Genomic DNA, 20,418 nt, shown 5'->3' with positions numbered 1-20,418 from the left:
GGAGAGGCGGGCCGTTACGCCCGCACCCGCACATAACTGCCGGGGGCGTCTTCCAGTGCGGGGAATGCGTCGGTGCCGACATGGCGGGCAGGAACTTCCTCACCATCGATGCCGGAGAGCCACTCCCGCCAGTTCGGCCACCACGAGCCAGCATGTTCCTGCGCGGTCTTCATCCAGTCGGCAAGATCGGTGGCGTGGGCGTTGTCGTTGGTCCAGTACTGGTACTTGCCCGAGGCTGGCGGATTGACCACGCCGGCGATATGGCCGGAGCCGGACAACACGTATTTCACCGGGCCGCCGAAGAATTGCGAGCCGTACAGCACCGATTGCGCCGGCGCGATGTGGTCCTCGCGGGTGGCGAGATTGTAGACGGGCACCTTGACCTTGGAGAGATCGAGCCGGGTGTTGTCGAGGATCATGTTGCCGGTCGAGAGCTTGTTCTCGAGATAGCAGTTGCGCAGATAGAACGAGTGGTTCGCCGCCGGCATCCGCGTCGCGTCTGAATTCCAGTGCAACAGGTCGAAGGCCGAAGGCGGCTTGCCCTTGAGGTAGTTGTTCACGACATAGGACCAGATCAGATCGTTGGAGCGCAGCATGTTGAAGGCCATGGCCATCTTGCTGCCTTCCAGCACGCCTGCCGCCTGCATGTCCTTTTCCAGCGCCGAGATCTGATCCTCGTCGACGAACACCATGAGGTCGCCGGCATGGGTGAAGTCGACTTGCGCGGCCAGGAATGTTGCCGATGCCACGCGGACGCGGCGCTTCTCGGCGAGCCAGGCCAGCGTCGAGGCGAGCAGGGTGCCGCCGACGCAATAGCCGATGGTGTGGGCCGTCATCTCGCCGGTGACCTGCTCGATGACGTCCATCGCGGTCAGCGGGCCTTCCTTCATGTAGTCGTCGAAGGTCTTGGCGCCGAGGCGCTTGTCGGGGTTGACCCAGGAGATCACGAACACCGAGACGCCCTGATCGACAGCCCACTTGATGAAGGATTTCTCGGGCTTGAGATCGAGGATGTAGAACTTGTTGATCCAGGGCGGCACGATCAGAAGCGGCGTGCGCAGTACGTTCTCGGTTGCCGGCTGATACTGGATCAGCTGCATCACCTCGTTCTGGAAGATCACCTTGCCAGGCGTCGTCGCCATGTTGACGCCGACTTCGAGATTCTTCGGATCTGACTGGCGAATGCGCAGCGAGCCTTTGCCGGCTTCTATATCCTCGGCAAGCATGGTCATGCCGCGCATCAGATTGCTGCCGTTCGACATCACGGTCTCGCGCAGCACTTCCGGATTGGTCAGCACGAAGTTCGACGGCGCCATCGCATTGGTGATCTGCTGGACGTAGAACTCCGCCTTCTTGCGGGTATGCGCATCCAGACCTTCGGCATTCTTGACGAGATCGTGCGCCCATTGCGTGGTCAGCAGATAAGCCTGCATGACGAAATCGAAGAACTGGTTCGATTTCCACTCGGGATCGCTGAAGCGCTTGTCGCGCGGCGGTGCCTCGATAGCGGGCAAGCCGGCTTCGCCGACCATCCGGCGCATCGCCGAGCCCCAGAGGTCGAGATAGGCCTTGCCGAGCTTCATCTGCAGTTCGGCGGCGCGCTTGTCGTCGGACAGCCAGTAATTGGCGACGATGCTGAAGGTCTTGATCAGCTCCGTCAGCTCGTTCGGCGGCTTGTCGACGGTCTCGCCACTTTGGCGCGGTTGCAAATAGGCGGCCAAGGCCTTGCCGCCATTCTCCATCGCCTTGGCCATGTTGAGCGCAAAAGCTTCGGGATTGAACGGTTTGGCGGACGCGTCGCCCGAGATTTTGTCGTTAGCAGCTTTGGCGTCGGCGGCAACTTCGGTCATGGCGCAACAACAGCTTCATTCCAGTCGGGCAACGGTACGTCACCACGCAGATCGATGATGGCACAGTTCGCGGATTGCCGCAGGATTCGATGTGCTGCACCGCGTCATGTATTCGGCTTTGGGTCTTGCTTCCGTCATATTGAAGATCCAAGCCTTTAGCGTCTTCTCCCGGCATTAATCGTTTGTGACCAGATTGGTTGAATGGTGCGCTGCGATAGGGATGAAATCGATTCTAATGCGATGTAGGGTTGTGGCGTGACGCGTAGAGGCACATTCAGGGCAATTGGTGGTCGCAGCGGGCGGGCGGCGACAGCGGCCGCCTTGCTGGTGCTGGGGCTTGGCTTGCCTCTGGGCGGCTGCGCCTCGACCATCGCCGACATGCCCATGGTGGGGACGCCGGCGGGCGCTCCGGCGCGTCCGGCCGAGGTGGGCACCTATCTGCCGGTTCATGATCTGCCGACCACCCGCGAAGGCACCGCCATGGCGCCGGCGGATCAGGCCAAGATGCAGGCCGAACTGACTGCCGCCCGCGACCGCCAGGCCGTCGTGCTGCCGGCCAAACCGGCGGCCAAATAGTCAAAACTGCCCGTCGTGACTGGTGTCACCGGGCTTCCGTGATAAAAAGAAGCGATTCAACCGCATGATGAAGCGGTTCTGGAGCCCGATCCCATGGAAGAATTCTACCGCATCCGCCGATTGCCGCCCTATGTGTTCGAACAGGTCAACCGGGCCAAGGCCGCCGCGCGAAACGCTGGCGCCGATATCATCGACCTCGGCATGGGCAATCCGGATCTTGCGACCCCGCCGCATGTGATCGAGAAGCTCAAGGAGACCCTGGGCAAGCCGCGCACCGACCGCTATTCGGCCTCGAAGGGCATCACCGGCCTGCGCAAGGCCCAGGCCGGCTATTACGAGCGCCGCTTTGGCGTGAAGCTCAATCCGGACACCCAGGTGGTGGCGACGCTGGGCTCCAAGGAAGGCTTCGCCAACGTCGCCCAGGCGATCACCGCGCCCGGCGACGTCGTGCTGTGCCCCAATCCGAGCTACCCGATCCATGCCTTCGGCTTCTTGATGGCCGGCGGCGTGATCCGCTCGGTGCCCTCCGAGCCGACGCCGGATTTCTTTGCAGCCGTCGAGCGCGCCATCATCCATTCGATCCCGAAGCCGATCGCGCTGATCGTCTGTTATCCGTCGAACCCGACGGCGCAGGTGGCGAGCCTCGATTTCTACAAGGACCTCGTGGCCTTCGCGAAGAAGCACGAGATCTACATCCTCTCGGATCTCGCTTATGCCGAGGTCTATTTCGACGATAAGAACCCGCCACCCTCGGTGCTGCAGGTACCAGGCGCGATGGACGTCACCGTCGAATTCACCTCGATGTCGAAGACCTTCTCCATGGCCGGCTGGCGCATGGGCTTTGCGGTCGGCAACGAGCGCATCATTGCCGCGCTGACGCGGGTGAAATCCTATCTCGACTACGGCGCATTCACGCCTGTGCAGGTCGCGGCAACTGCCGCGCTGAACGGCCCCGACGACTGCATCCGCGAAATGCGCGATGTCTATCGCAAGCGTCGTGATGCGATGGTGGAGTCTTTCGGCCGCGCCGGCTGGGACATTCCGCCGCCGTCGGCGTCGATGTTCGCCTGGGCGCCGCTGCCGGAGAAATTCCGCGAGGTCGGCAGTATGCAGTTTGCAACGCTTCTCGTTGAAAAGTCCGGCGTGGTGGTATCTCCCGGCGTCGCCTTCGGCGAGCATGGCGAAGGTTACGTCCGCATCGCGATGGTCGAGAACGAACAGCGCATTCGCCAGGCTGCCCGCGGCATCCGCCGCTTCCTTGAAAGCGGTCTCGAAACGTTGCACAACGTGGTTCCTCTCGCCAACCGGCGATAGGCGTGATCCCCGAAAACCGGCAACCGGTTTTCGGACCGGTCATCGCTCAACAAGAATTCCGACAGGTCTGAAGCTTAATGGTCGCACCCCTCAAAGTGGGTATCGCGGGACTCGGCACCGTTGGTGCCGAAGTCGTCCGTCTCATCGAACAGCAGAACTCGATTTTGGCCGCGCGCTGCGGTCGTGGCGTCAAGGTGGTTGCTGTCACCGCGCGCTCCAAGAGCAAGAAGCGCAGCGTTGATCTGCGCGGCATCGACTGGATGAAGGATCCGCTCGCGGTTGCGCAGCATCCCGATGTCGAGTGCTTCGTCGAACTGATGGGCGGCGTTGGCGATCCCGCGCTGTCGTCGATCGAGGCGGCGCTGCGCGCCGGCAAGTCGGTCGTGACCGCGAACAAGGCACTGATCGCCAAGCATGGCCTGAAGCTAGCCGCATCGGCTGAGAAGCACGGCGGCGCGCTGAACTACGAGGCCGCCGTCGCTGGCGCCATTCCGATCGTCAAGACCATCCGCGAAGGTCTTGTCGGCACCGATATCAATCGCGTCTACGGTATTCTCAACGGCACCTGCAACTACATCCTGTCCCGGATGGAGCTGGAGGGCCTGTCCTTCGAGGAATGCCTAAAAGACGCGCAGCGGCTTGGCTACGCCGAGGCCGAGCCGTCCTTCGACGTCGATGGCCACGACACCGCCCAGAAGCTGGCCATTCTCGCCAGCCTCGCATTCGGGACCAAGGTCGCGCAGAGCGCTGTTTCGGTCGAGGGCATTTCATCCATCGCCGCTGAAGATCTGCGCGCTGCTGCAGAGCTCGGCTATCGCGTGAAGCTGCTGGGCGTTGCCATGCGCACCGCGACTGGCATCGAACAGCGCGTGCATCCAACCATGGTGCCGCTGTCGTCTTCCATTGCGCAGGTCATGGGCGTCACTAACGCCGTCACGGTTGATGGCGCAGGCATTGCGCCGATTACACTGGTCGGTCCCGGCGCTGGCGGCGCCGCGACGGCGTCTGCGGTTCTTGCCGATATCGCCGATGTCGCACGCAATGTGCGTGCGCTGCCGTTTGGTCGGCCGGTTGAGAAGCTCAAGACCACCACCAAGGCGCCGATGGAACGCCACGAAGGTGGCTATTACATCCGCCTGATGGCGCGGGATCTCGCCGGCACGGCCGCACGCATCGCAACGCGTCTGGCCGAGCAGAAGATCTCACTGGAGTCGATCGTGCAGCGCCATCCGAATGGCGGCATCGAGCCGGTTGGCAAGAGCACGAAATCGTCACCAGTGCCTGTTATCCTGATCACCTACGCCACCACCGAGGACGCCATGCGTCGCGCCCTCCAGGCGGTGCAGAGCGACAAGGTGATATCGGGCAAGCCACAGGTTATTCGCATCGAGAAGAACTAAATCCACGCGTTGAGAGTTGTACGGGGACATTCGTCCCACCGTAGAAGGAGCCCGCCAATGTCGACCCATATTACCGTCCCGCCGCAGCAACTGCTCGAGCGTATTCTGACGCTGGAGATCGTTCGCGTGACCGAGCGCGCGGCAGTGTCGGCTGCGCGGCTGCGTGGTCATGGGCAGGAGAAGGCGGCGGATCAGGCAGCGGTTGATGCGATGCGCCGCGAGCTCAACAAGATGCCGATCGACGGCACCATCGTGATCGGCGAGGGCGAGCGCGACGAAGCGCCGATGCTCTATATCGGCGAAAAGGTCGGCATCAATGCCGGCCCGAAGGTCGATATTGCCGTCGATCCGCTCGAAGGCACGACACTGTGTGCCAAGGACATGCCGGGCTCGATCGCCACCATGGCGATGGCCGACGGCGGCACGCTGCTGCACGCGCCCGACGTCTATATGGACAAGATCGCGATTGGCCCGGGCTACGCCAAGAACGTGATCGACATCGATGCATCGCCGGAAGAGAACATCAAGCGCCTCGCCAAGGCCAAGGGCGTGCCGGTGTCGGCGATCACCGCCCTCGTGCTTGAGCGGCCGCGGCACGAAGCATTGATCGCAGCGATCCGCTCGACCGGTGCGGCGCTGCGTCTCATTCCGGACGGCGACGTCGCCGGCGTCATCCACACCACCGATCCCGCCAAATCTGGCATCGACATCTATCTTGGCATTGGCGGAGCACCGGAAGGCGTGCTGGCAGCTGCAGCACTGCGCTGCATCGGCGGCCAGATGCAGACCCGATTGATCCTCGATACCGACGAGAAGCGCGAGCGTGCGCTGAAGATGGGTGTCACCGATCCGAAGATGATCTATGGCATCGAGGACATGGCGAAGGGCGACTGCCTGTTTGCCGCCACCGGTGTTACCGACGGCGCATTGCTGTCGGGCGTCAAGTTCCGCGGCGACGTCATCGAGACCGAGACCATCGTGATGCGTTCGGTGACCGGCACGGTGCGCATCATCAAGGGCGAGCATCGCCAGCTCGAAAAATTCCACTTGGATTGAGTTCGGTCACATGGCGAAGGCGAATGTTGAGATCCGCCCGGTCGGCCCCGATGAGCGGGCTGCCTGGGAGCCGCTGTGGCAGGGCTATCTGACGTTCTACAAGGCAACGCTGCCACAGGCCGCGACCGATACGGCGTGGAAGCGTTTCCACGACGCCAATGAGCAGATGTTCCTGCTCGGCGCCTATGTGGACGGCAAGCTCACCGGCATCGTGCAGTTCCTGTATCACCGCTCATCCTGGACGCCCGGCAACTACTGCTATCTGCAGGATCTGTTCGTCGACAACAACGCGCGTGGGCTCGGCGTTGGTCGCGCTCTGATCGAGGCGGTCTATGCGAAGGCCAAGGCCGATGGCTGCAGCCGCGTGCATTGGCTGACACAGAACGAGAATGCGCAGGCGCGCATTCTGTATGATCAGGTCGCGGACAATTCCGGATTTATGCAATATCGGAAGATACTCTAATTAAAGGCAATCCGAGCGCGCCAATATGCGCTCGGATTAATCGAACTAAAAACCAAAAAACAAAATGGGGATGAGACCATGAGCGAGACCGATAACGTCAAGGCTCTGGTGTTCGACGTGTTCGGCACCGTGGTTGATTGGCGTTCCAGCCTGATTGCTGACTGTACCGCGTTCGGCAAAGCGCGCGGCATCACGGCTGACTGGACCGCGCTCGTCGATGCCTGGCGGCAGGCCTATATGCCGTCGATGGATGTCGTGCGCCATCATCCCGAGCGTGGCTTCGTCAAGCTCGACACACTGCATCGGCAGTCGCTCGACGTGTTGGTCGCCAAGTTCGGCATCAACGGGCTCTCGGACAACGATCTGCATCACATGACACTCGGCTGGCACCGGCTGCATCCGTGGACGGATTCGGTGAGCGGCTTGACCAGGCTGAAGACAAAATACGTCATCAGCCCGTTGTCGAACGGCAATGTCGCGCTGCTGACCAACATGGCGAAATTCGCCGGCCTGCCATGGGACCTGATCATGAGCGCGGAACTGTTCGAACACTATAAGCCCGATCCGCAGGCCTATCTCGGCGCGGCCGCACTGCTCAATCTGAGGCCTGCGGAAGTCATGATGGTCGCCGCCCATAACAGCGATCTCGATGCCGCACACAAACTCGGCCTCAAGACTGCCTTCGTGCCGCGGGTCACTGAATACGGCCCGCACCAGAACCGCGACTTCAAGGCCGAGGGCCCGTGGGACGTGGTGGCCGATGATTTCAATGATCTGGCGAAGCGGATGGGCTGCTGACGGCCTGAGATTTGCCGAAAGCGGCTGCGCGGCCTATTGCTGATGCCATGACGCCACCGACCATCATTCCCGTCGAATCCCAGCAGGCCTTTCTCGGCGTTACCGAATCCGCCACCGGGCGGATCTGGCGCGACCGGGTGGATCAGCGCGGGGCGGCGCGGGCGCTGGCCATGGTGCAGCGTTTCCAATTGCCGGAAATGCTGGCGCGGGTCATCGCCGGCCGCAATATCGAGCTCGACGCGGTCGAAGACTTTCTCGATCCCACCATCCGCAAGCTGATGCCGGATCCCTTCACTATTACGCAGATGGAAGCAGCGGCGAAGCGCATCGCGGATGCCGCACAGCGCCGGGAGAAAGTGGCAATCTTTGGCGACTACGACGTCGATGGCGCGACGTCGTCGGCGCTGCTGGCCTGGCATCTCCGCCATTGCGGGCTCGACCCGAAGATCCACATTCCCGATCGCATCTTCGAGGGCTACGGCCCCAATGTGGATGCCATCAAGACGCTGGCGGGCAAGGGCGCCACGCTGCTCGTCACCGTGGATTGCGGCACGACCAGTTTCGAACCGCTGGCCGAGGCCAAGAAGCTTGGCATGTCTGTGGTTGTCATCGATCACCATCAGACCGGCGAGGAATTGCCTGACGTCGATGCCGTCGTGAATCCCAATAGGCTCGACGATATTTCCGGTCTCGGTCATCTCGCTGCCGTGGGCCTCGTGCTGATCACGCTGGTCGCCGTCAATCGCGAATTGCGCAAGCGCGGCTTCTGGACCGCCGAGATGCCCGAGCCTGATCTCCTGAGCATGCTGCATCATGTGGCGCTCGGCACCGTCGCCGACGTGGCACCGCTGATCGGCCTGAACCGCGCCTTCGTCGCCAAGGGTCTCATCGCATTGCGCCGCCGCGATCACATCGGGCACACCGCGCTGATGGATGTGGCGCGTTTGAACGGTCCGCCGGAAGCGTGGCATCTCGGTTTTATGCTGGGACCGCGCATCAATGCCGGCGGCCGGATCGGGCGCGCAGACCTGGGTGTGCGGCTGCTGCTCGAAGGCGATATTTCCGAGGCCGCGAAGATCGCTGCCGAACTCGATCGGCTGAACATCGAACGACGCGTGATCGAACAAGCCGCGGAAGCGCAAGCCGAGGCCGAGGCTCTGGCGTCACTGGGCCTCGAAGACAAAGGCTCCGTAGTCGTGACCGCGTCTGAAGGCTGGCATCCCGGCGTCGTCGGTCTGGTCGCCTCGCGGCTCAAGGAGAAATTTGCGCGTCCGGCTTTTGCCATCGCGCTGGAGCCTGGCGGAATTGGCACGGGGTCTGGCCGCTCGATCTCCGGCGTCGATCTCGGCAAAGCCGTGCGGCAAGCTGTTGCCGATGGGCTTCTGATGAAAGGTGGCGGCCACGCCATGGCCGCGGGCATCACGCTACGCAAGGAACGGCTCGGCGAATTCCGCGCCTATATCGAAAGCGCGCTGGCTGCGGATGTCGGCAAGTCCCGCAACGAGAAAGAACTCTTCATCGATGGCGCTATCACTGCGCGCGGTGTGACGACGGATCTCGTGAATACGCTCAATCGCGCCGGGCCGTTCGGGCAGGCCAATCCCGAGCCGGTGATTGCGCTGCCGGCGCATCAGCTCGTTTATGTCGATGAAGTTGGGCAGGCGCATCTGCGGCTGCGCTTCAAGGCGTCGGACGGCGCCATGGTCAACGGTATCGCGTTTCGTTCAGTGGGGCAGAAACTTGGCAACGCGTTGCAGGAGCTGCGCGGTCAGCCGGTCCATGTGGCGGGCTCGCTGACCGTCGATCGCTGGCAGGGTGCCGAGCGCGTGCAGATGCGCGTGATCGATGTGGCGGCGCCGGATCCCGGGCCGAAGATGATCAGATAATATCAATCTCAGTCTGTCGTCTCCCGGCTTGACCGGTGCACTCATCCATTTGTGTCTTGCCGGCGGAGCAGCCTAGTCGAATACCGATACCGGTCCGCCGGATGAATGCTGAGCGAGACTTCAGCCAGCTCGTTTGACGCGAACAGATACTGCCGCCGGATCGACAGCGCATGCGCGCCAGCCGTTGCCTTCAGTGGCTCCGCCATCGCGTCCGACACGCCAACCGCAGAAATGTCCTGCCGGATCTCGACAAAGCGTCGTCCCGAGATTTTCTCGACCAGCGTGCCGAAGATCTCATGATGCCCAGCTATTTTCGTGCGTACCTCGTCGGCGAAGGCGCCGTCGATATAGACATCGGTCCAGCAGATCGGCGTCTGTGTGACGTCGCCGGGAATTGTGCGCAGACTTGAGATGCATAGCCAGCGGCGACCCGGCCGGCATCCGAGCTGGCTGGCCAACTCGCTGTCCGCGACAATGTCGGCGACACGCTGCACGTGGCGCTCCGTCTCGGTGCCGAACTGCTGCACCGCCTCGATCGTATTGAGTGCCTGCGTAAAGCCATCACCGCCCTTGGCCGGAGAGGTCGCCTCGACACGCGTCCCGGCATTGCGCTTCCGGCTGACCAAGCCGGACGCCTGCAGCTCCTGCATCGCCGCGCGCACGGTTGATCGGCTCACGGCGAACTGGTCCGCCAGCTCAAACTCTGTCGGCAGCACAGACCCGACCGGATGCCGTCCGTCTGCGATGGCCTCGGTCAGTGCTCGGGCCACGAACGCGTAACGCTTTTCCACCGCCGTCCCTCGACCCCTAAGTTCCTGATCGCAAGATGGAAGCCTGATTGGCGACCATTTCGTCAAGAAAGGAGATTGACACACGGTTTATGTTCGTACAATTAATATGTACGAACATAATAAGAGGAAGCGGTATGGGCAGCACGGTTTTCGATTCAGTCCTGTTTCGGGACATGTTCGGCACCGCGGAAATGCGGGCGGTCTTCGCCGACGAAGCCCTGGTCGGCCGCTACATCGAGGCCGAAGTCGCGCTGGCCCGCGCCCAGGCCCGTCTCGGCGTTGTGCCGAAGGAAGCCGCGCAGGCCATCGAGGCCGCCGCCAAATCGATCCGGATCGATTTCGACAAGCTCCGTGCTGAGACCGAAATCGTCGGCTATCCGATCCTGCCGCTGGTCCATCAGCTCTCTGAAGCCGCCGGAGAGGCGGGGCGCTACGTCCACTGGGGTGCGACCACCCAGGACATCATGGACACCGCCAACGTCCTGCAGATCCGCGCGGCCCTGCAGATCGTGGCACGCGATCTGCGCGAGGTCCGCGACATCTTGGTCGCGATGGCGCGCAAATATCGCGACACGCCGATGGCGGGGCGCACCCATCTGCAGCAGGCGCTGCCGGTCACCTTCGGCTACAAGGCCGCCGTCTGGCTGTCTTCCGTCGATCGCCACATCGAACGCGTCGATCAGGCGCTGCCGCGCATCCTGCTCGGCGAGTTCTCCGGCGCCGCGGGGACGCTCGCATCGGTGGGCGAGGGCGGCTTGGAGATGCAAAAGCTGTTCTGCGAGGAGCTCGGCCTGCATCAGCCCTCGATCACCTGGCATGTCGCCCGCGACGGCATCGCCGAAGCGGTCACGCTGCTTGGTCTGATCACCGGCACGCTCGGCAAGATCGCCACCGACGTGATGCTGTTGTCATCGTCGGAATTCGGCGAAGTGTCTGAGCCTTTCGTGCCCGGTCGCGGGGCGTCATCGACGATGCCGCAAAAGCGTAACGCGATTTCAAGCGAACTGATGCTCGCCGCTGCCAAGGCGGTGCGCCAGCATGTCGCGACCATGCTCGACGGCATGATCCATGATCTGGAACGTGCAACCGGGCCGTGGCATCTCGAATGGGTGTCGTTGCCGGAGAGCTTCCTGCTCACCGCCTCTTCGCTGGCAAATGCCAAATTCATGCTGGCCGGACTTGTGGTTCATGAGAAGCGCATGCTGGAGAATCTGGATCTGACACGCGGCCTTATCGTCGCCGAAGCGGTGATGATGGCAGCGGCGCCGAAACTCGGCCGCCAGCATGCGCATGACGTCGTCTACGACGCTTGCCGCAAGGCCATCGAAGGCGGCGGCAAGCTCGCGGACATTCTCGCCGAGGTCCCGGAAATCACCGAAGCGCTTGGTGGCAAGGAGGCCATCCGTCGTCACTGCGACCCGGCCAACTATCTCGGCCTGTGCGGTCCGATGGTCGATCGCGTGCTGAGCATGAGCGGACACTGAAACAACACACACAATAGGGGAGGAATTTCGATGACGAAGAATATTTTGACGACCGCATTCGTGCTCGCCGGTGCACTGCTGGCCGGCCCAAGTCTGGCGCAGGATTATCCGACCCGCACCATCACCATGAACATGCCGTATTCAGCAGGCGGCCCCGGTGACACCATCGCACGGCTGCTGGCGCAGGGCATGAGCGGCCCGCTGAAGCAGCAGGTCATCGTCGAGAACACGACGGGGGCCGGCGGCTCCATCGGCAGCGCCAAGGTCGCTGCCTCGCCGCCGGACGGCTACAATCTGCTGCTGATCCATATCAGCCACGCGACCAATCCAGCGCTGTATCCCAAGCTGAAATACGATCCGATCAAAGACTACGAGCCGATCGGTCTCGCTGTCGATCTGCCGTCGGTGTTTGTGGCACGCAAGGATCTCCCGGCCGCCAATCTCGCCGAGCTCATCGCCTGGATGAAGACGAACAAGGAGAAAGTGAACTACGCGCATGCCGGCATCGGATCGGCGTCGCATCTGTGCGGTCTGCTGCTCAATGCAGCGACGGGTACGCAGCCGACCCAGATCGCCTATCGCGGCGCTGGTCCGGCGATGAACGACATGATGAGCGGACAGGTCGATGTCATGTGCGACCAGATCGTCAACGTGGTCGGCAATGTCGACGGCGGCACGATCAAGGGCTACGCCGTCACTAGCACCGAGAAGGCGCCGGCGCTGCCAAAACTGCCCACGACAGCCGAAGCCGGTCTGCCGGGCTTTACCTACACCGTCTGGTACGGCCTGTTCGCTCCGAAGGGCACGCCCAAGCCGATCATCGACAAACTCGTTGCCGCGCTGAACGTGGCGCTGAAGGACGAGACCGTGAAGAGCCGGCTTGCCGGGCTCGGCGTGCAGCCGGTGGCGCCGGAACGGGCGACGCCCGATGCGCTGGCCGCGCATCTGAAATCCGAGATCGACAAATGGACGCCGATCATCAAGGCGGCGGGCGTTGTCGGCGCGCAGTGAGTGAGACCCGTGAGTGACGTTCGCACGGAACACGACTCCTTCGGCACCATCGCGGTGCCGAAGGATCGCTATTGGGGCGCGCAGACCCAACGCGCGCTTGAGGTCTTCCAGGTTAGCGATGAGCGTTTCCCGGTCGCGCTGATCCGTGCATTCGCCCTGCAGAAGATCGCGGCCGTTCGCGCCAATCTGCAACTCAGGACGATCGCACCGGAGATCGCGGCGCCGATCGAAACAGCGGCACTCGAACTTCAGCAGGGCCGTTTCGACGATCATTTCCCCTTGCCGATCTGGCAGACCGGCTCCGGCACCCAGACCAACATGAATGCGAATGAGGTGATCGCGAACCGGGCGAATGAATTGATGGGCCAGCCGCTCGGGACCAAATCGCCCATTCATCCCAACGATCACGTAAATTGTTCGCAGTCATCGAACGACAGCTTTCCGACCGTGATGCATGTGGCAACAACGCTGGAGTTGCGCGGGCGCTTGCTCCCGACCTTGCAGGTGCTGCGCGATGATCTCCGCGCCAAGGCGGACGCATTCTCCGACGTCGTGAAGATAGGCCGTACGCATCTGATGGATGCCGTGCCGATGACGATGGGGCAGGCCTTCGATGCCTTCGCCCGTCAGATCGGCCATGCGATTGACCGCATCGAAGCCGTGTTTCCGCGTCTGCTGATGCTGCCCCAGGGCGGCACGGCCGTCGGCTCGGGGCTCAATGCGCCAAAGGGATTCGACAGCGCCTTTTGCGATCACCTGAACGCACTGACTGGCGTTGCATTCGTCCCGAACCCGAGCAAGTTCGAAGGCATGGGCGCACATGACGCGCTGGTCGAAGTGTCCGGCGCGCTCAACGGCCTGGCTGTGACGCTGCTGAAGATCGCGAACGACGTGCGCTTCCTCGGCTCGGGTCCGCGCTGCGGGCTTGGTGAGCTCGTCATCCCGCATGACGGGCTGACGTCGTCGATCATGCCTGGCAAGCGCAATCCCACCATCGCCGAAATGCTTGCGCAGGTCTGTTTTCAGGTGACGGGCAACAACGCTGTTGTCACCGCAGCCAGCGCATCCGGTAATTTCGAGCTCAACGTCGCCAAGCCGGTCATCATTTACAACGTCTTGCAGTCGATCCGCATCCTCGCCGACGGCGTCGATGTCTTCACGTCCCGATTGATCCGCGATCTCGACGTCGATCGGCGACAGCTCGCTGCGAATGTCGCCAATGCACCGCTGCTCGCAACCGCGCTCAATCCGGTGATCGGCTATGACAAAGTCGCGCTCATCACAGCCAGAGCTTTGGATGAAGCTATCACACCGCGCGAAGCAGCGATCGCACTGGGGCTACTCTCGGGTGAAGACTACGATCGTTACGTCGATCCGCAGCGGATGGCGGGCATTTGACGGAACGGCTCAGCCGCCTTGCCGCAACCGCGCGAGTACCTTCAGCCCGCCATAGCCATCCGCCGGCAGCAATCCAGCCTTCGTCTGGAAATCACGCACCGCTTTCATCGTGTCGTTGCCAACGCGGCCATCCGTGCCGCCGGTATCAAAACCGGCGCGGGTGAGGCGGGTCTGCACTTCCTGCACTTCGGCCAGTGTCAGCGCGCGTTCCGAGCCGGGGAATGGCTGGAGGAAAGGCGGCGCGCCGAGAATGCGATCGCCGAGATGGCAGATCGCCAGCGCATAGTTCATCGACGGATTGTAGCTGCGCACGGCGTAGAAGCCCTGGCCGAGCAGGAAGGCCGGACCGCCTTGCACGGGCACCCAGAGCTTGGCATTGGCAGTGGCCTGCGGGAACGGCTGTCCATCGGCGCGCGTGACGCCGGCTGCGGACCATGCTGCAAAACTGCGATTGCTGTCCGATGAGCTGGCGCCATTGGCGCGGACTTCATAGCCCCAGTGTTCGCCGCGCGGATATTTGCCGCGATTGACAAGGAAGCGTGCGCTGGAGCCCAGCGCATCGTCGGGCTTGCCGAACGGCGAGACGCGGCCATCGCGGTCATAGTCGATGCCGACATTGAGCCACACCTCGGGCATCCACTGCGTATGCCCCATGGCGCCGGCCCATGAGCCGCGCATCTCGTCCGGCGTGCCCCATCCCTTATCGACGATCTTCAGCGCGTTGATGAGTTCGGTTTCCCAATAGGCGCGGCGGCGCGGCTCGTTCCACGCCAGTGCGGCCAGCGACGGAAACACCGGGCGCATATGGTTTTGCTGCACGATGGGATCGCCATAAGCGGACTCCACGCCCCACAGCGCCAGCAATGTGCCGCGCTCGACGCCGAAGTCACGCTCGATGCGGTCGAACACGGCTTCGTTCTTGCGCAGCGCGTCCTTGCCGGCGGCGATGCGCCAGTCAGAGGCGCGGCGATTGATGTATTGCCAGAGCTGCTCGTGAAATTCCGGCTGCTTCTGCATCTTGGTGAACACGGACATGTCCGGCTCGATGCGGCCCATCACGCGCGAATAGGTCGCGTCGGAGACGCCTTTGGCAATTGCCTTAGCACGAAAGCCGTCGCGCCACGCGTCGAAGCCCGCGGGGGCCGCAAAGGCGGTCCCGGGCATGGCCAGCAGCGCGCCGGCACCGAGGGCGGAGCGGAACAGACTGCGTCGGTCGATCAGGGAATCGCGTGCGGTCATGCCCCACTGTAGCCGCATGATTTGCGCCGTGGCAGGGGCAATGCGTCGCGGCGCGTCAACGCAAACAACAGATTGATATCATGTATAAAAAAGACCGCCGGAAGCCATTTTCGGGCGTCCGGCGGTCTTGCGAAAAACTTGCGGCAGTCTTGCGACAGCCGGGATCCTTTAGTCCTTGGCGCGTTCGATGTAGGAGCCGTCCTCGATCAGCACCACGATGCGGGTGCCGGTGCCGACATGCGGCGGCACGTTGGTGCGGACGCCGTTGGACAGCATGGCAGGCTTGTAGGACGACGACGCGGTCTGGCCCTTGGTCACCGGCTCGGTATCGACGACTTCGAGGGTCGCGCGCTGCGGCATCTGGATCGCCACCGGAACCAGACCATGCAGCGACAGCTTTACGGTCATGTTCTCCTGCAGATAGGGCTCGGCATCGCCGATGACGTCCTTCTGCACCTGAACCTGGTCGTAATTGTCGTTGTTCATGAAATGGAAGCCGTCGGCATCCTTGTAGAGGTAATTGAAGTTCTGGTCTTCAATCGTCGCCTTTTCCACCTGGTCAGTGGTCTTGTAACGCTCCGAGATCTTCACACCGTCGCTGATTCGGCGCATTTCGATCTGGCTGACCGGAGTTCCCTTGCCGGGGTGGATGTTCTCCGCGGACAGAACCACGTAGAGCTTGCCTTCCTGCTCGATGACGTTGCCCTTGCGAATAGAACTGGCGATGACTTTCACAGATATGTTTCCTAGATTTCAGGCCCGGGACCGATCCGGACGTGTGTGTCCTGTGGCCAGCGAAGCGGTTTCGGGGGGCAACATACTGATTTCACGCGGCGATGCCAGCGTTTTGCAACCCAAAAGGGCCGTTTGCCGATGACTGGAACCGACCGTCCGTCGCCCTGGTGGAGCCCGGCGCGGCACCAGGACCGCCGGGGCTTCCTGCTGGCGCGGGGAGCGATCACGAAGGGTATCCGGACGCGGTTCGAGGCTCAGGGCTTCCTGGAGGTCGAGACTGGCGTCCTGCAGGTCTCACCGGGCAATGAGACCCATCTGCATGCGCCAAAGACGACATTGATCGACCGCGACGGCGAGCGGTTCTCGCGGTATTTACGAACATCGCCGGAATTCGCCTGCAAGAAGCTGCTGGCGGCGGGCGAGACGAAAATCTTCGAATTCGCCCGGGTGTTTCGCGACCGGGAGCGCGGTGACAAGCACCTGCCTGAATTCACGATACTGGAATGGTATCGTGCCGAGGAGAGCTATGAGGCTGTGATCGCCGATTGCGTAGCGATCATTGCATGCGCGGCGCAGGCGACAGGCATCACGCAGTTTACGTTTCGCGGTCAGGTTGCCGATCCGTTTGCCGAGCCGGAGATGTTGACCGTGGCAGCGGCCTTCACGCGTTTTGCGGATATCGATCTGCTTGCGAGCATCGATGGCGCCGAGGGCGATCGCGCTAAGCTGGCGGCGGCTGCAACTGGCAAGGTGCGGATCAGCGATGACGATACGTGGTCGGATATTTTCAGCAAGATTCTGGTCGAACATGTCGAGCCGCATCTCGGGCTGGGACGGATGACCGTGCTGTTTGAATACCCGTCGCCGGAAGCGGCATTGGCGCGCACCAAAGAAGGTGACCGACGCGTGGCCGAACGCTTCGAGGTCTATGCCTGCGGCGTCGAACTCGCCAACGGTTTTGGCGAGCTGACGGATGCTGACGAACAGCGCCGCCGCTTCACGGAAGCCATGGACGAAAAAGAGCGTCGCTATGGCGAGCGCTATCCGCTCGATGAGGAGTTTCTTGAGGCCGTCGCAACGATGCCGCCTGCATCCGGTGTTGCACTCGGATTCGACCGGCTGGTGATGCTGGCGTCGGGCGCGACGCGGATCGATCAGGTGGTGTGGACGCCGCCGGCAGGTGTGTCATGAACCGTCACGTGAAAGTTGCGACGACCCTGCGGCAAGCCAGCGACCTGATCGAAAACGGTCTCGCGCCAGCCTCGACGCTGGCCGATCTGGAGAAAGTCGCCGCGCGTTATGCGGTCGCGGTGACGCCGGCCGTAGCCGCACTGATCGACAGCAGCGATCCCGACGATCCGATCGCGCGCCAGTACATTCCGAGTGTGGATGAACTGAACGCGCAGCCCGAAGAGAACGCTGATCCGATCGGTGATCACGCCCATGCGCCAATCGACGGCATCGTGCATCGCTATCCCGACCGTGTACTGTTCAAGCTGGTACATGTCTGCGCGGTGTATTGCCGGTTCTGTTTCCGCCGCGAGATGGTGGGGCCGGGCAAGGAGACCGCGCTGTCGCGTGAGGCTTATGCAGCGGCGCTGGATTACATCCGCAGCCATGACGAGATCTGGGAGGTAATCCTCACCGGCGGCGATCCCCTGATGCTGTCGCCGCGGCGATTGAGCGAGATCATGGCGGATCTCGCTGATATCCCGCATGTAAGGATCATTCGATTGCATACGCGGGTCCCCGTGGCTGATCCCGGCCGCGTGAGTGCGGAAATGGTGGATGCATTGAAAGTCACGGGCGCTAGCACATGGGTGGCGCTGCATGCCAATCATCCGCGCGAGCTGACGGATGCTGCACGTGCGGCCTGCGCGCTGATGGTGGATGCCGGCATTCCCATGGTGAGCCAGTCGGTATTGCTGCGCGGCGTCAATGACGATGCGGCGACGCTGACGGCACTGATGCGCGGTTTCGTCGAGTGCCGCATCAAGCCCTATTATCTGCATCACGGCGACCTCGCGCCTGGCACCGCACATTTGCGCACCAGCATCGCGGAGGGACAGGCCTTGATGCGCGCCATTCGAGGCAATGTTTCCGGATTGTGCCAGCCGGATTATGTGCTCGATATTCCCGGCGGTTATGGCAAGGCGCCGATCGGTCCCGAATATTTGTCCGAGAATTCTTCAGTCAACCTCAAGCCTGACGGTGAAGCTTCTGCGGAATCGGTCTATCGTGTTGTGGATTACTGCGGCGACGTTCATATCTATCCACCGAAGCCGTAGCGATCGGCTTACACGCGCCACCTGGTGTCGGAGACAAAAAATGAAAACATTGTTCGTGATGACGGCAGGCCTGTTCGTTCTCGGCCATTCGCTGGCTCTGGCGCAGGATTCGTCCCGCAACCTGCCACCCAAGGGCCTGCGCTCGCAGCCGACCACACAGACCAACAGCGGCGGTGCTCTGCCAGAGGCTCCCGTCGGCCATCGCCAGCCGCGCCCGGGCGATTTGCCGCCGGAGACCGGCAAGAACGATCCGTCCCGCATCGACGCGCAGGATCGCGAGCTTGATCGCATGATCAAGAATATCTGCAAGGGCTGCTGAGTCCCTGCAGACAGTTGGCGGGGTCAGGCCTTCTTGCGGGCGGCCATCGCCAAGCCGATCAGCGAAGCGCCGCCGATCACCAGATTGATGCCGACCATCAAGCCGATGGCCCAGGCTGCCGTGCCGGGCAGGCCCGAGATGATGATGAAGGCGATCACGATATCCATCAGGCCGGAGAAGGCCATCCAGCTCCAGCGCTCCGACAGTTCCTTGCGATGCTGGAGCGCGTACATGATGGTCGCTACGCCCTCGGCGAGGAAATAGACGCCAACCACGAATGTCAGTGTCAGCGTGCTTTCGGCCGGGCGCGTAAGCAGAATGATGCCGGCGCCGATGCCGAGGATTGCTGAAATCAGCGACCAGATGAAGCCTGGTGTCTGACGGGCCCAGAAAGTCATCAGCAGCGCGGCAACGCCCGAGATGAAGAACATCCAGCCCAGCATGACGGTGACGGCGATGCTGGCCACCTGCGGCACGATCATTGCGGCGAAGCCGAGGATCACCAGCACTATGCCCTCGATTAGAAATGCCTTCCAGTGCGCGCGCACGGCGTCGCTCATCTTCGATTGCAGCTCGGCGAGGTTGGGCGGCATGGTCATGGCGGCAATGTCCTGATCGGGCCGGCAGCATGCTGGCCGTAGCTTGCATTTATCCGCTCACACGCGGAAGCGTGCAAGTTTGTTGATCGGGAATAGCTCGAATGTCGCGTGAGGTCTTGAACGTTACGACTGCGCGGTCATGGCCGGCGCGGCCGTGCGCATGCGGTTGCGCCCGAGAATATAGGCTGTCGTCGTCAGCACCAGCAGCACGGCGCCGATGGCGATGGATGCCAGACCGAGCGGGATCAGCACCATGGTGACGTTGCGCGCCGGGTTCGTAAACCAGTGATGAATCGAGGTCAGCAAAAAGGCTGTGCCGGCAAAGCCCGCGCCGCCGCCGGCGACCAGCAGCGCCCACATGCCGCGCAACTGGCTGAGCCGCTCGCGTGACACCTCGGTATGTGGCGCATGATGCGCGCCGATCCGCCTGACCAGCCGCGCCGCCAACGCAATGGTGCCGAAGCCGATCACCACGCCGGCGGCCTCGAGCACGCGGCGCATCACGCCGACGATCTCCGGATGTCGCTGCAGCGTCAGCAAAGGAAGATCGAAACAAGCATGCAGCGTCACTGGCGCGAGAACAATGAGCATGGGCGTGCGAATGAAGGCCCAGCCGTCGCGGCGATGGGCGCCGAGCGCACGGCCGGAGCGGGTGATGGCGATGTAAGCGCCGGCGATGACGCCGAGCGCGCCGTGAAATGGTACGGTCAGTACGCTGCGCAGCACCGCGAGCGTCCGCCACATCTCGGGATATTGCAGGAGATAGACGAGATTCTCGTAGGCGGCGAAGCCGAGGCCGGCGGCGGCGCCATAAACCACCGTGTCCATTGGATCGGCCGTCCGGGCGCGCTGGGTGGACACCGCGATGATGACGAAGATCTTCACGATCTCCTCCGGCGCGGCGACGCCAAACACAGCGTGGAGCACCATGGCCAGGGTCGGGTTGTCCGTAAGACCCGGAATTGCTGCGAACAGCGCGCGGGCATAGCCGAGCAGGGAGATGCTGGCGGCCCCCAGCAGGAATGACGCCCAGACCAACCCGGGCGGCCCCGGCCGTTCATCGGCAGCAATCACCAGCCACAGCAACAGCAGAGCTGGTGCCACGGCGGCGATACCGATCACGGTGGGGAGCGATTCGAGCAGGTTCATGGAACTTAATTATAGACGGCCGGGCAGACCGGAAAGAGTGACTCTTGCGGGAGCCGCCTGCG

General features: G+C 62.6%; 19 protein-coding genes. 13 read left to right on the top strand and 6 right to left on the bottom strand.

Features of this window, described 5'->3' with window-relative positions:
- Positions 1-14: 14 nt before the first annotated feature.
- Entirely contained in the window at positions 15-1,754 is a 1,740-nt protein-coding gene (locus AB8B20_RS04650; RefSeq protein WP_276511328.1) for a PHA/PHB synthase family protein, read from the bottom strand.
- A gap of 351 nt (positions 1,755-2,105) precedes the next feature.
- Here AB8B20_RS04650 and AB8B20_RS04645 point away from each other — a divergent pair, with 351 nt between their 5' ends.
- The 7 genes from AB8B20_RS04645 (at position 2,106) to recJ (ending at position 9,343) form a co-directional block, all read left to right on the top strand.
- On the top strand, positions 2,106-2,426 hold the full coding sequence (locus AB8B20_RS04645) for a hypothetical protein (RefSeq protein WP_414716883.1): 321 nt from the start codon (positions 2,106-2,108) through the stop codon (positions 2,424-2,426).
- Positions 2,427-2,519: 93 nt separating this feature from the next.
- Positions 2,520-3,740, top strand: a complete 1,221-nt coding sequence (locus AB8B20_RS04640) for an LL-diaminopimelate aminotransferase (protein ID WP_092143358.1) — start codon at positions 2,520-2,522, stop codon at positions 3,738-3,740.
- A 77-nt stretch (positions 3,741-3,817) separates the two neighbouring features.
- Positions 3,818-5,140 (top strand): homoserine dehydrogenase, encoded by a 1,323-nt coding sequence (locus AB8B20_RS04635; protein ID WP_184516879.1) that lies wholly within the window; start codon positions 3,818-3,820, stop codon positions 5,138-5,140.
- Positions 5,141-5,197: 57 nt separating this feature from the next.
- A complete protein-coding gene (gene glpX / locus AB8B20_RS04630; RefSeq protein ID WP_068736567.1) occupies positions 5,198-6,196 on the top strand; it encodes a class II fructose-bisphosphatase in 999 nt (332 codons plus the stop codon).
- A gap of 10 nt (positions 6,197-6,206) precedes the next feature.
- Positions 6,207-6,659, top strand: a complete 453-nt coding sequence (locus tag AB8B20_RS04625) for a GNAT family N-acetyltransferase (protein ID WP_439058481.1) — start codon at positions 6,207-6,209, stop codon at positions 6,657-6,659.
- Between the two features lie 78 nt (positions 6,660-6,737).
- Positions 6,738-7,457: a haloacid dehalogenase type II gene (locus AB8B20_RS04620; RefSeq protein WP_439071804.1), complete on the top strand. Its 720-nt coding sequence runs from the start codon at positions 6,738-6,740 to the stop codon at positions 7,455-7,457.
- A gap of 47 nt (positions 7,458-7,504) precedes the next feature.
- Complete coding sequence (gene recJ, locus AB8B20_RS04615) at positions 7,505-9,343, top strand: single-stranded-DNA-specific exonuclease RecJ (protein ID WP_439071803.1); 1,839 nt, start codon at positions 7,505-7,507, stop codon at positions 9,341-9,343.
- A 41-nt stretch (positions 9,344-9,384) separates the two neighbouring features.
- On the opposite strand, the gene AB8B20_RS04610 is transcribed toward recJ, so the two are convergent.
- The gene (locus AB8B20_RS04610) at positions 9,385-10,134 is read right to left on the bottom strand and encodes a GntR family transcriptional regulator (RefSeq protein ID WP_439071802.1); all 750 of its coding nucleotides are present in this window, start codon (positions 10,132-10,134) and stop codon (positions 9,385-9,387) included.
- A gap of 134 nt (positions 10,135-10,268) precedes the next feature.
- Between AB8B20_RS04610 and AB8B20_RS04605 the strand changes: the two genes are divergently transcribed.
- The 3 genes from AB8B20_RS04605 to AB8B20_RS04595 are packed head-to-tail and all read left to right on the top strand — an operon-like array spanning position 10,269 to position 14,027.
- Entirely contained in the window at positions 10,269-11,618 is a 1,350-nt protein-coding gene (locus tag AB8B20_RS04605) for a class-II fumarase/aspartase family protein (protein ID WP_439071801.1), read from the top strand.
- A gap of 24 nt (positions 11,619-11,642) precedes the next feature.
- Complete coding sequence (locus AB8B20_RS04600; RefSeq protein ID WP_439073022.1) at positions 11,643-12,629, top strand: tripartite tricarboxylate transporter substrate-binding protein; 987 nt, start codon at positions 11,643-11,645, stop codon at positions 12,627-12,629.
- Between the two features lie 9 nt (positions 12,630-12,638).
- Complete coding sequence (locus tag AB8B20_RS04595; RefSeq protein ID WP_439071800.1) at positions 12,639-14,027, top strand: class II fumarate hydratase; 1,389 nt, start codon at positions 12,639-12,641, stop codon at positions 14,025-14,027.
- 9 nt (positions 14,028-14,036) lie between these two features.
- On the opposite strand, the gene AB8B20_RS04590 is transcribed toward AB8B20_RS04595, so the two are convergent.
- A complete protein-coding gene (locus tag AB8B20_RS04590; RefSeq protein ID WP_439071799.1) occupies positions 14,037-15,266 on the bottom strand; it encodes a lytic murein transglycosylase in 1,230 nt (409 codons plus the stop codon).
- A gap of 168 nt (positions 15,267-15,434) precedes the next feature.
- Positions 15,435-16,001 (bottom strand): elongation factor P, encoded by a 567-nt coding sequence (gene efp / locus AB8B20_RS04585; protein WP_068736546.1) that lies wholly within the window; start codon positions 15,999-16,001, stop codon positions 15,435-15,437.
- A 138-nt stretch (positions 16,002-16,139) separates the two neighbouring features.
- Between efp and epmA the strand changes: the two genes are divergently transcribed.
- The 3 genes from epmA to AB8B20_RS04570 are packed head-to-tail and all read left to right on the top strand — an operon-like array spanning position 16,140 to position 18,608.
- The gene (gene epmA / locus AB8B20_RS04580) at positions 16,140-17,192 is read left to right on the top strand and encodes an EF-P lysine aminoacylase EpmA (protein ID WP_439071798.1); all 1,053 of its coding nucleotides are present in this window, start codon (positions 16,140-16,142) and stop codon (positions 17,190-17,192) included.
- Complete coding sequence (locus AB8B20_RS04575) at positions 17,189-18,289, top strand: lysine-2,3-aminomutase-like protein (RefSeq protein WP_093758455.1); 1,101 nt, start codon at positions 17,189-17,191, stop codon at positions 18,287-18,289. The genes epmA and AB8B20_RS04575 overlap by 4 nt, the downstream gene beginning before the upstream one ends.
- A gap of 40 nt (positions 18,290-18,329) precedes the next feature.
- Complete coding sequence (locus tag AB8B20_RS04570; RefSeq protein WP_081422013.1) at positions 18,330-18,608, top strand: hypothetical protein; 279 nt, start codon at positions 18,330-18,332, stop codon at positions 18,606-18,608.
- 23 nt (positions 18,609-18,631) lie between these two features.
- Here AB8B20_RS04570 and AB8B20_RS04565 read toward each other — a convergent pair whose 3' ends face one another.
- Positions 18,632-19,207, bottom strand: coding sequence for an HdeD family acid-resistance protein (locus tag AB8B20_RS04565; RefSeq protein ID WP_089264182.1), 576 nt, complete (start codon positions 19,205-19,207; stop codon positions 18,632-18,634).
- A 123-nt stretch (positions 19,208-19,330) separates the two neighbouring features.
- Complete coding sequence (locus AB8B20_RS04560) at positions 19,331-20,356, bottom strand: PrsW family glutamic-type intramembrane protease (protein WP_093758456.1); 1,026 nt, start codon at positions 20,354-20,356, stop codon at positions 19,331-19,333.
- Between the last annotated feature and the right edge of the window lie 62 nt (positions 20,357-20,418).

The sequence above is a fragment of the Tardiphaga sp. 866_E4_N1_4 genome, from assembly GCF_052076075.1.
GTDB lineage: Bacteria > Pseudomonadota > Alphaproteobacteria > Rhizobiales > Xanthobacteraceae > Tardiphaga > Tardiphaga robiniae.
This window is presented reverse-complemented; position numbering and strand designations above follow the sequence as displayed.

What these genes read in the sequence shown, in the direction of transcription:
- AB8B20_RS04625 (WP_439058481.1), top strand. Translation starts at nt 6,207, where the DNA reads ATGGCGAAGGCGAATGTTGAGATCCGCCCGGTCGGCCCCGATGAGCGG.
- AB8B20_RS04605 (WP_439071801.1), top strand. Translation starts at nt 10,269, where the DNA reads ATGGGCAGCACGGTTTTCGATTCAGTCCTGTTTCGGGACATGTTCGGC.
- AB8B20_RS04620 (WP_439071804.1), top strand. Translation starts at nt 6,738, where the DNA reads ATGAGCGAGACCGATAACGTCAAGGCTCTGGTGTTCGACGTGTTCGGC.
- AB8B20_RS04560 (WP_093758456.1), bottom strand. Translation starts at nt 20,356, where the DNA reads ATGAACCTGCTCGAATCGCTCCCCACCGTGATCGGTATCGCCGCCGTG.
- AB8B20_RS04590 (WP_439071799.1), bottom strand. Translation starts at nt 15,266, where the DNA reads ATGACCGCACGCGATTCCCTGATCGACCGACGCAGTCTGTTCCGCTCC.
- epmA (WP_439071798.1), top strand. Translation starts at nt 16,140, where the DNA reads ATGACTGGAACCGACCGTCCGTCGCCCTGGTGGAGCCCGGCGCGGCAC.
- AB8B20_RS04570 (WP_081422013.1), top strand. Translation starts at nt 18,330, where the DNA reads ATGAAAACATTGTTCGTGATGACGGCAGGCCTGTTCGTTCTCGGCCAT.
- AB8B20_RS04635 (WP_184516879.1), top strand. Translation starts at nt 3,818, where the DNA reads ATGGTCGCACCCCTCAAAGTGGGTATCGCGGGACTCGGCACCGTTGGT.
- AB8B20_RS04575 (WP_093758455.1), top strand. Translation starts at nt 17,189, where the DNA reads ATGAACCGTCACGTGAAAGTTGCGACGACCCTGCGGCAAGCCAGCGAC.
- glpX (WP_068736567.1), top strand. Translation starts at nt 5,198, where the DNA reads ATGTCGACCCATATTACCGTCCCGCCGCAGCAACTGCTCGAGCGTATT.
- AB8B20_RS04650 (WP_276511328.1), bottom strand. Translation starts at nt 1,754, where the DNA reads ATGGCCAAGGCGATGGAGAATGGCGGCAAGGCCTTGGCCGCCTATTTG.
- AB8B20_RS04640 (WP_092143358.1), top strand. Translation starts at nt 2,520, where the DNA reads ATGGAAGAATTCTACCGCATCCGCCGATTGCCGCCCTATGTGTTCGAA.
- AB8B20_RS04565 (WP_089264182.1), bottom strand. Translation starts at nt 19,207, where the DNA reads ATGACCATGCCGCCCAACCTCGCCGAGCTGCAATCGAAGATGAGCGAC.
- recJ (WP_439071803.1), top strand. Translation starts at nt 7,505, where the DNA reads ATGACGCCACCGACCATCATTCCCGTCGAATCCCAGCAGGCCTTTCTC.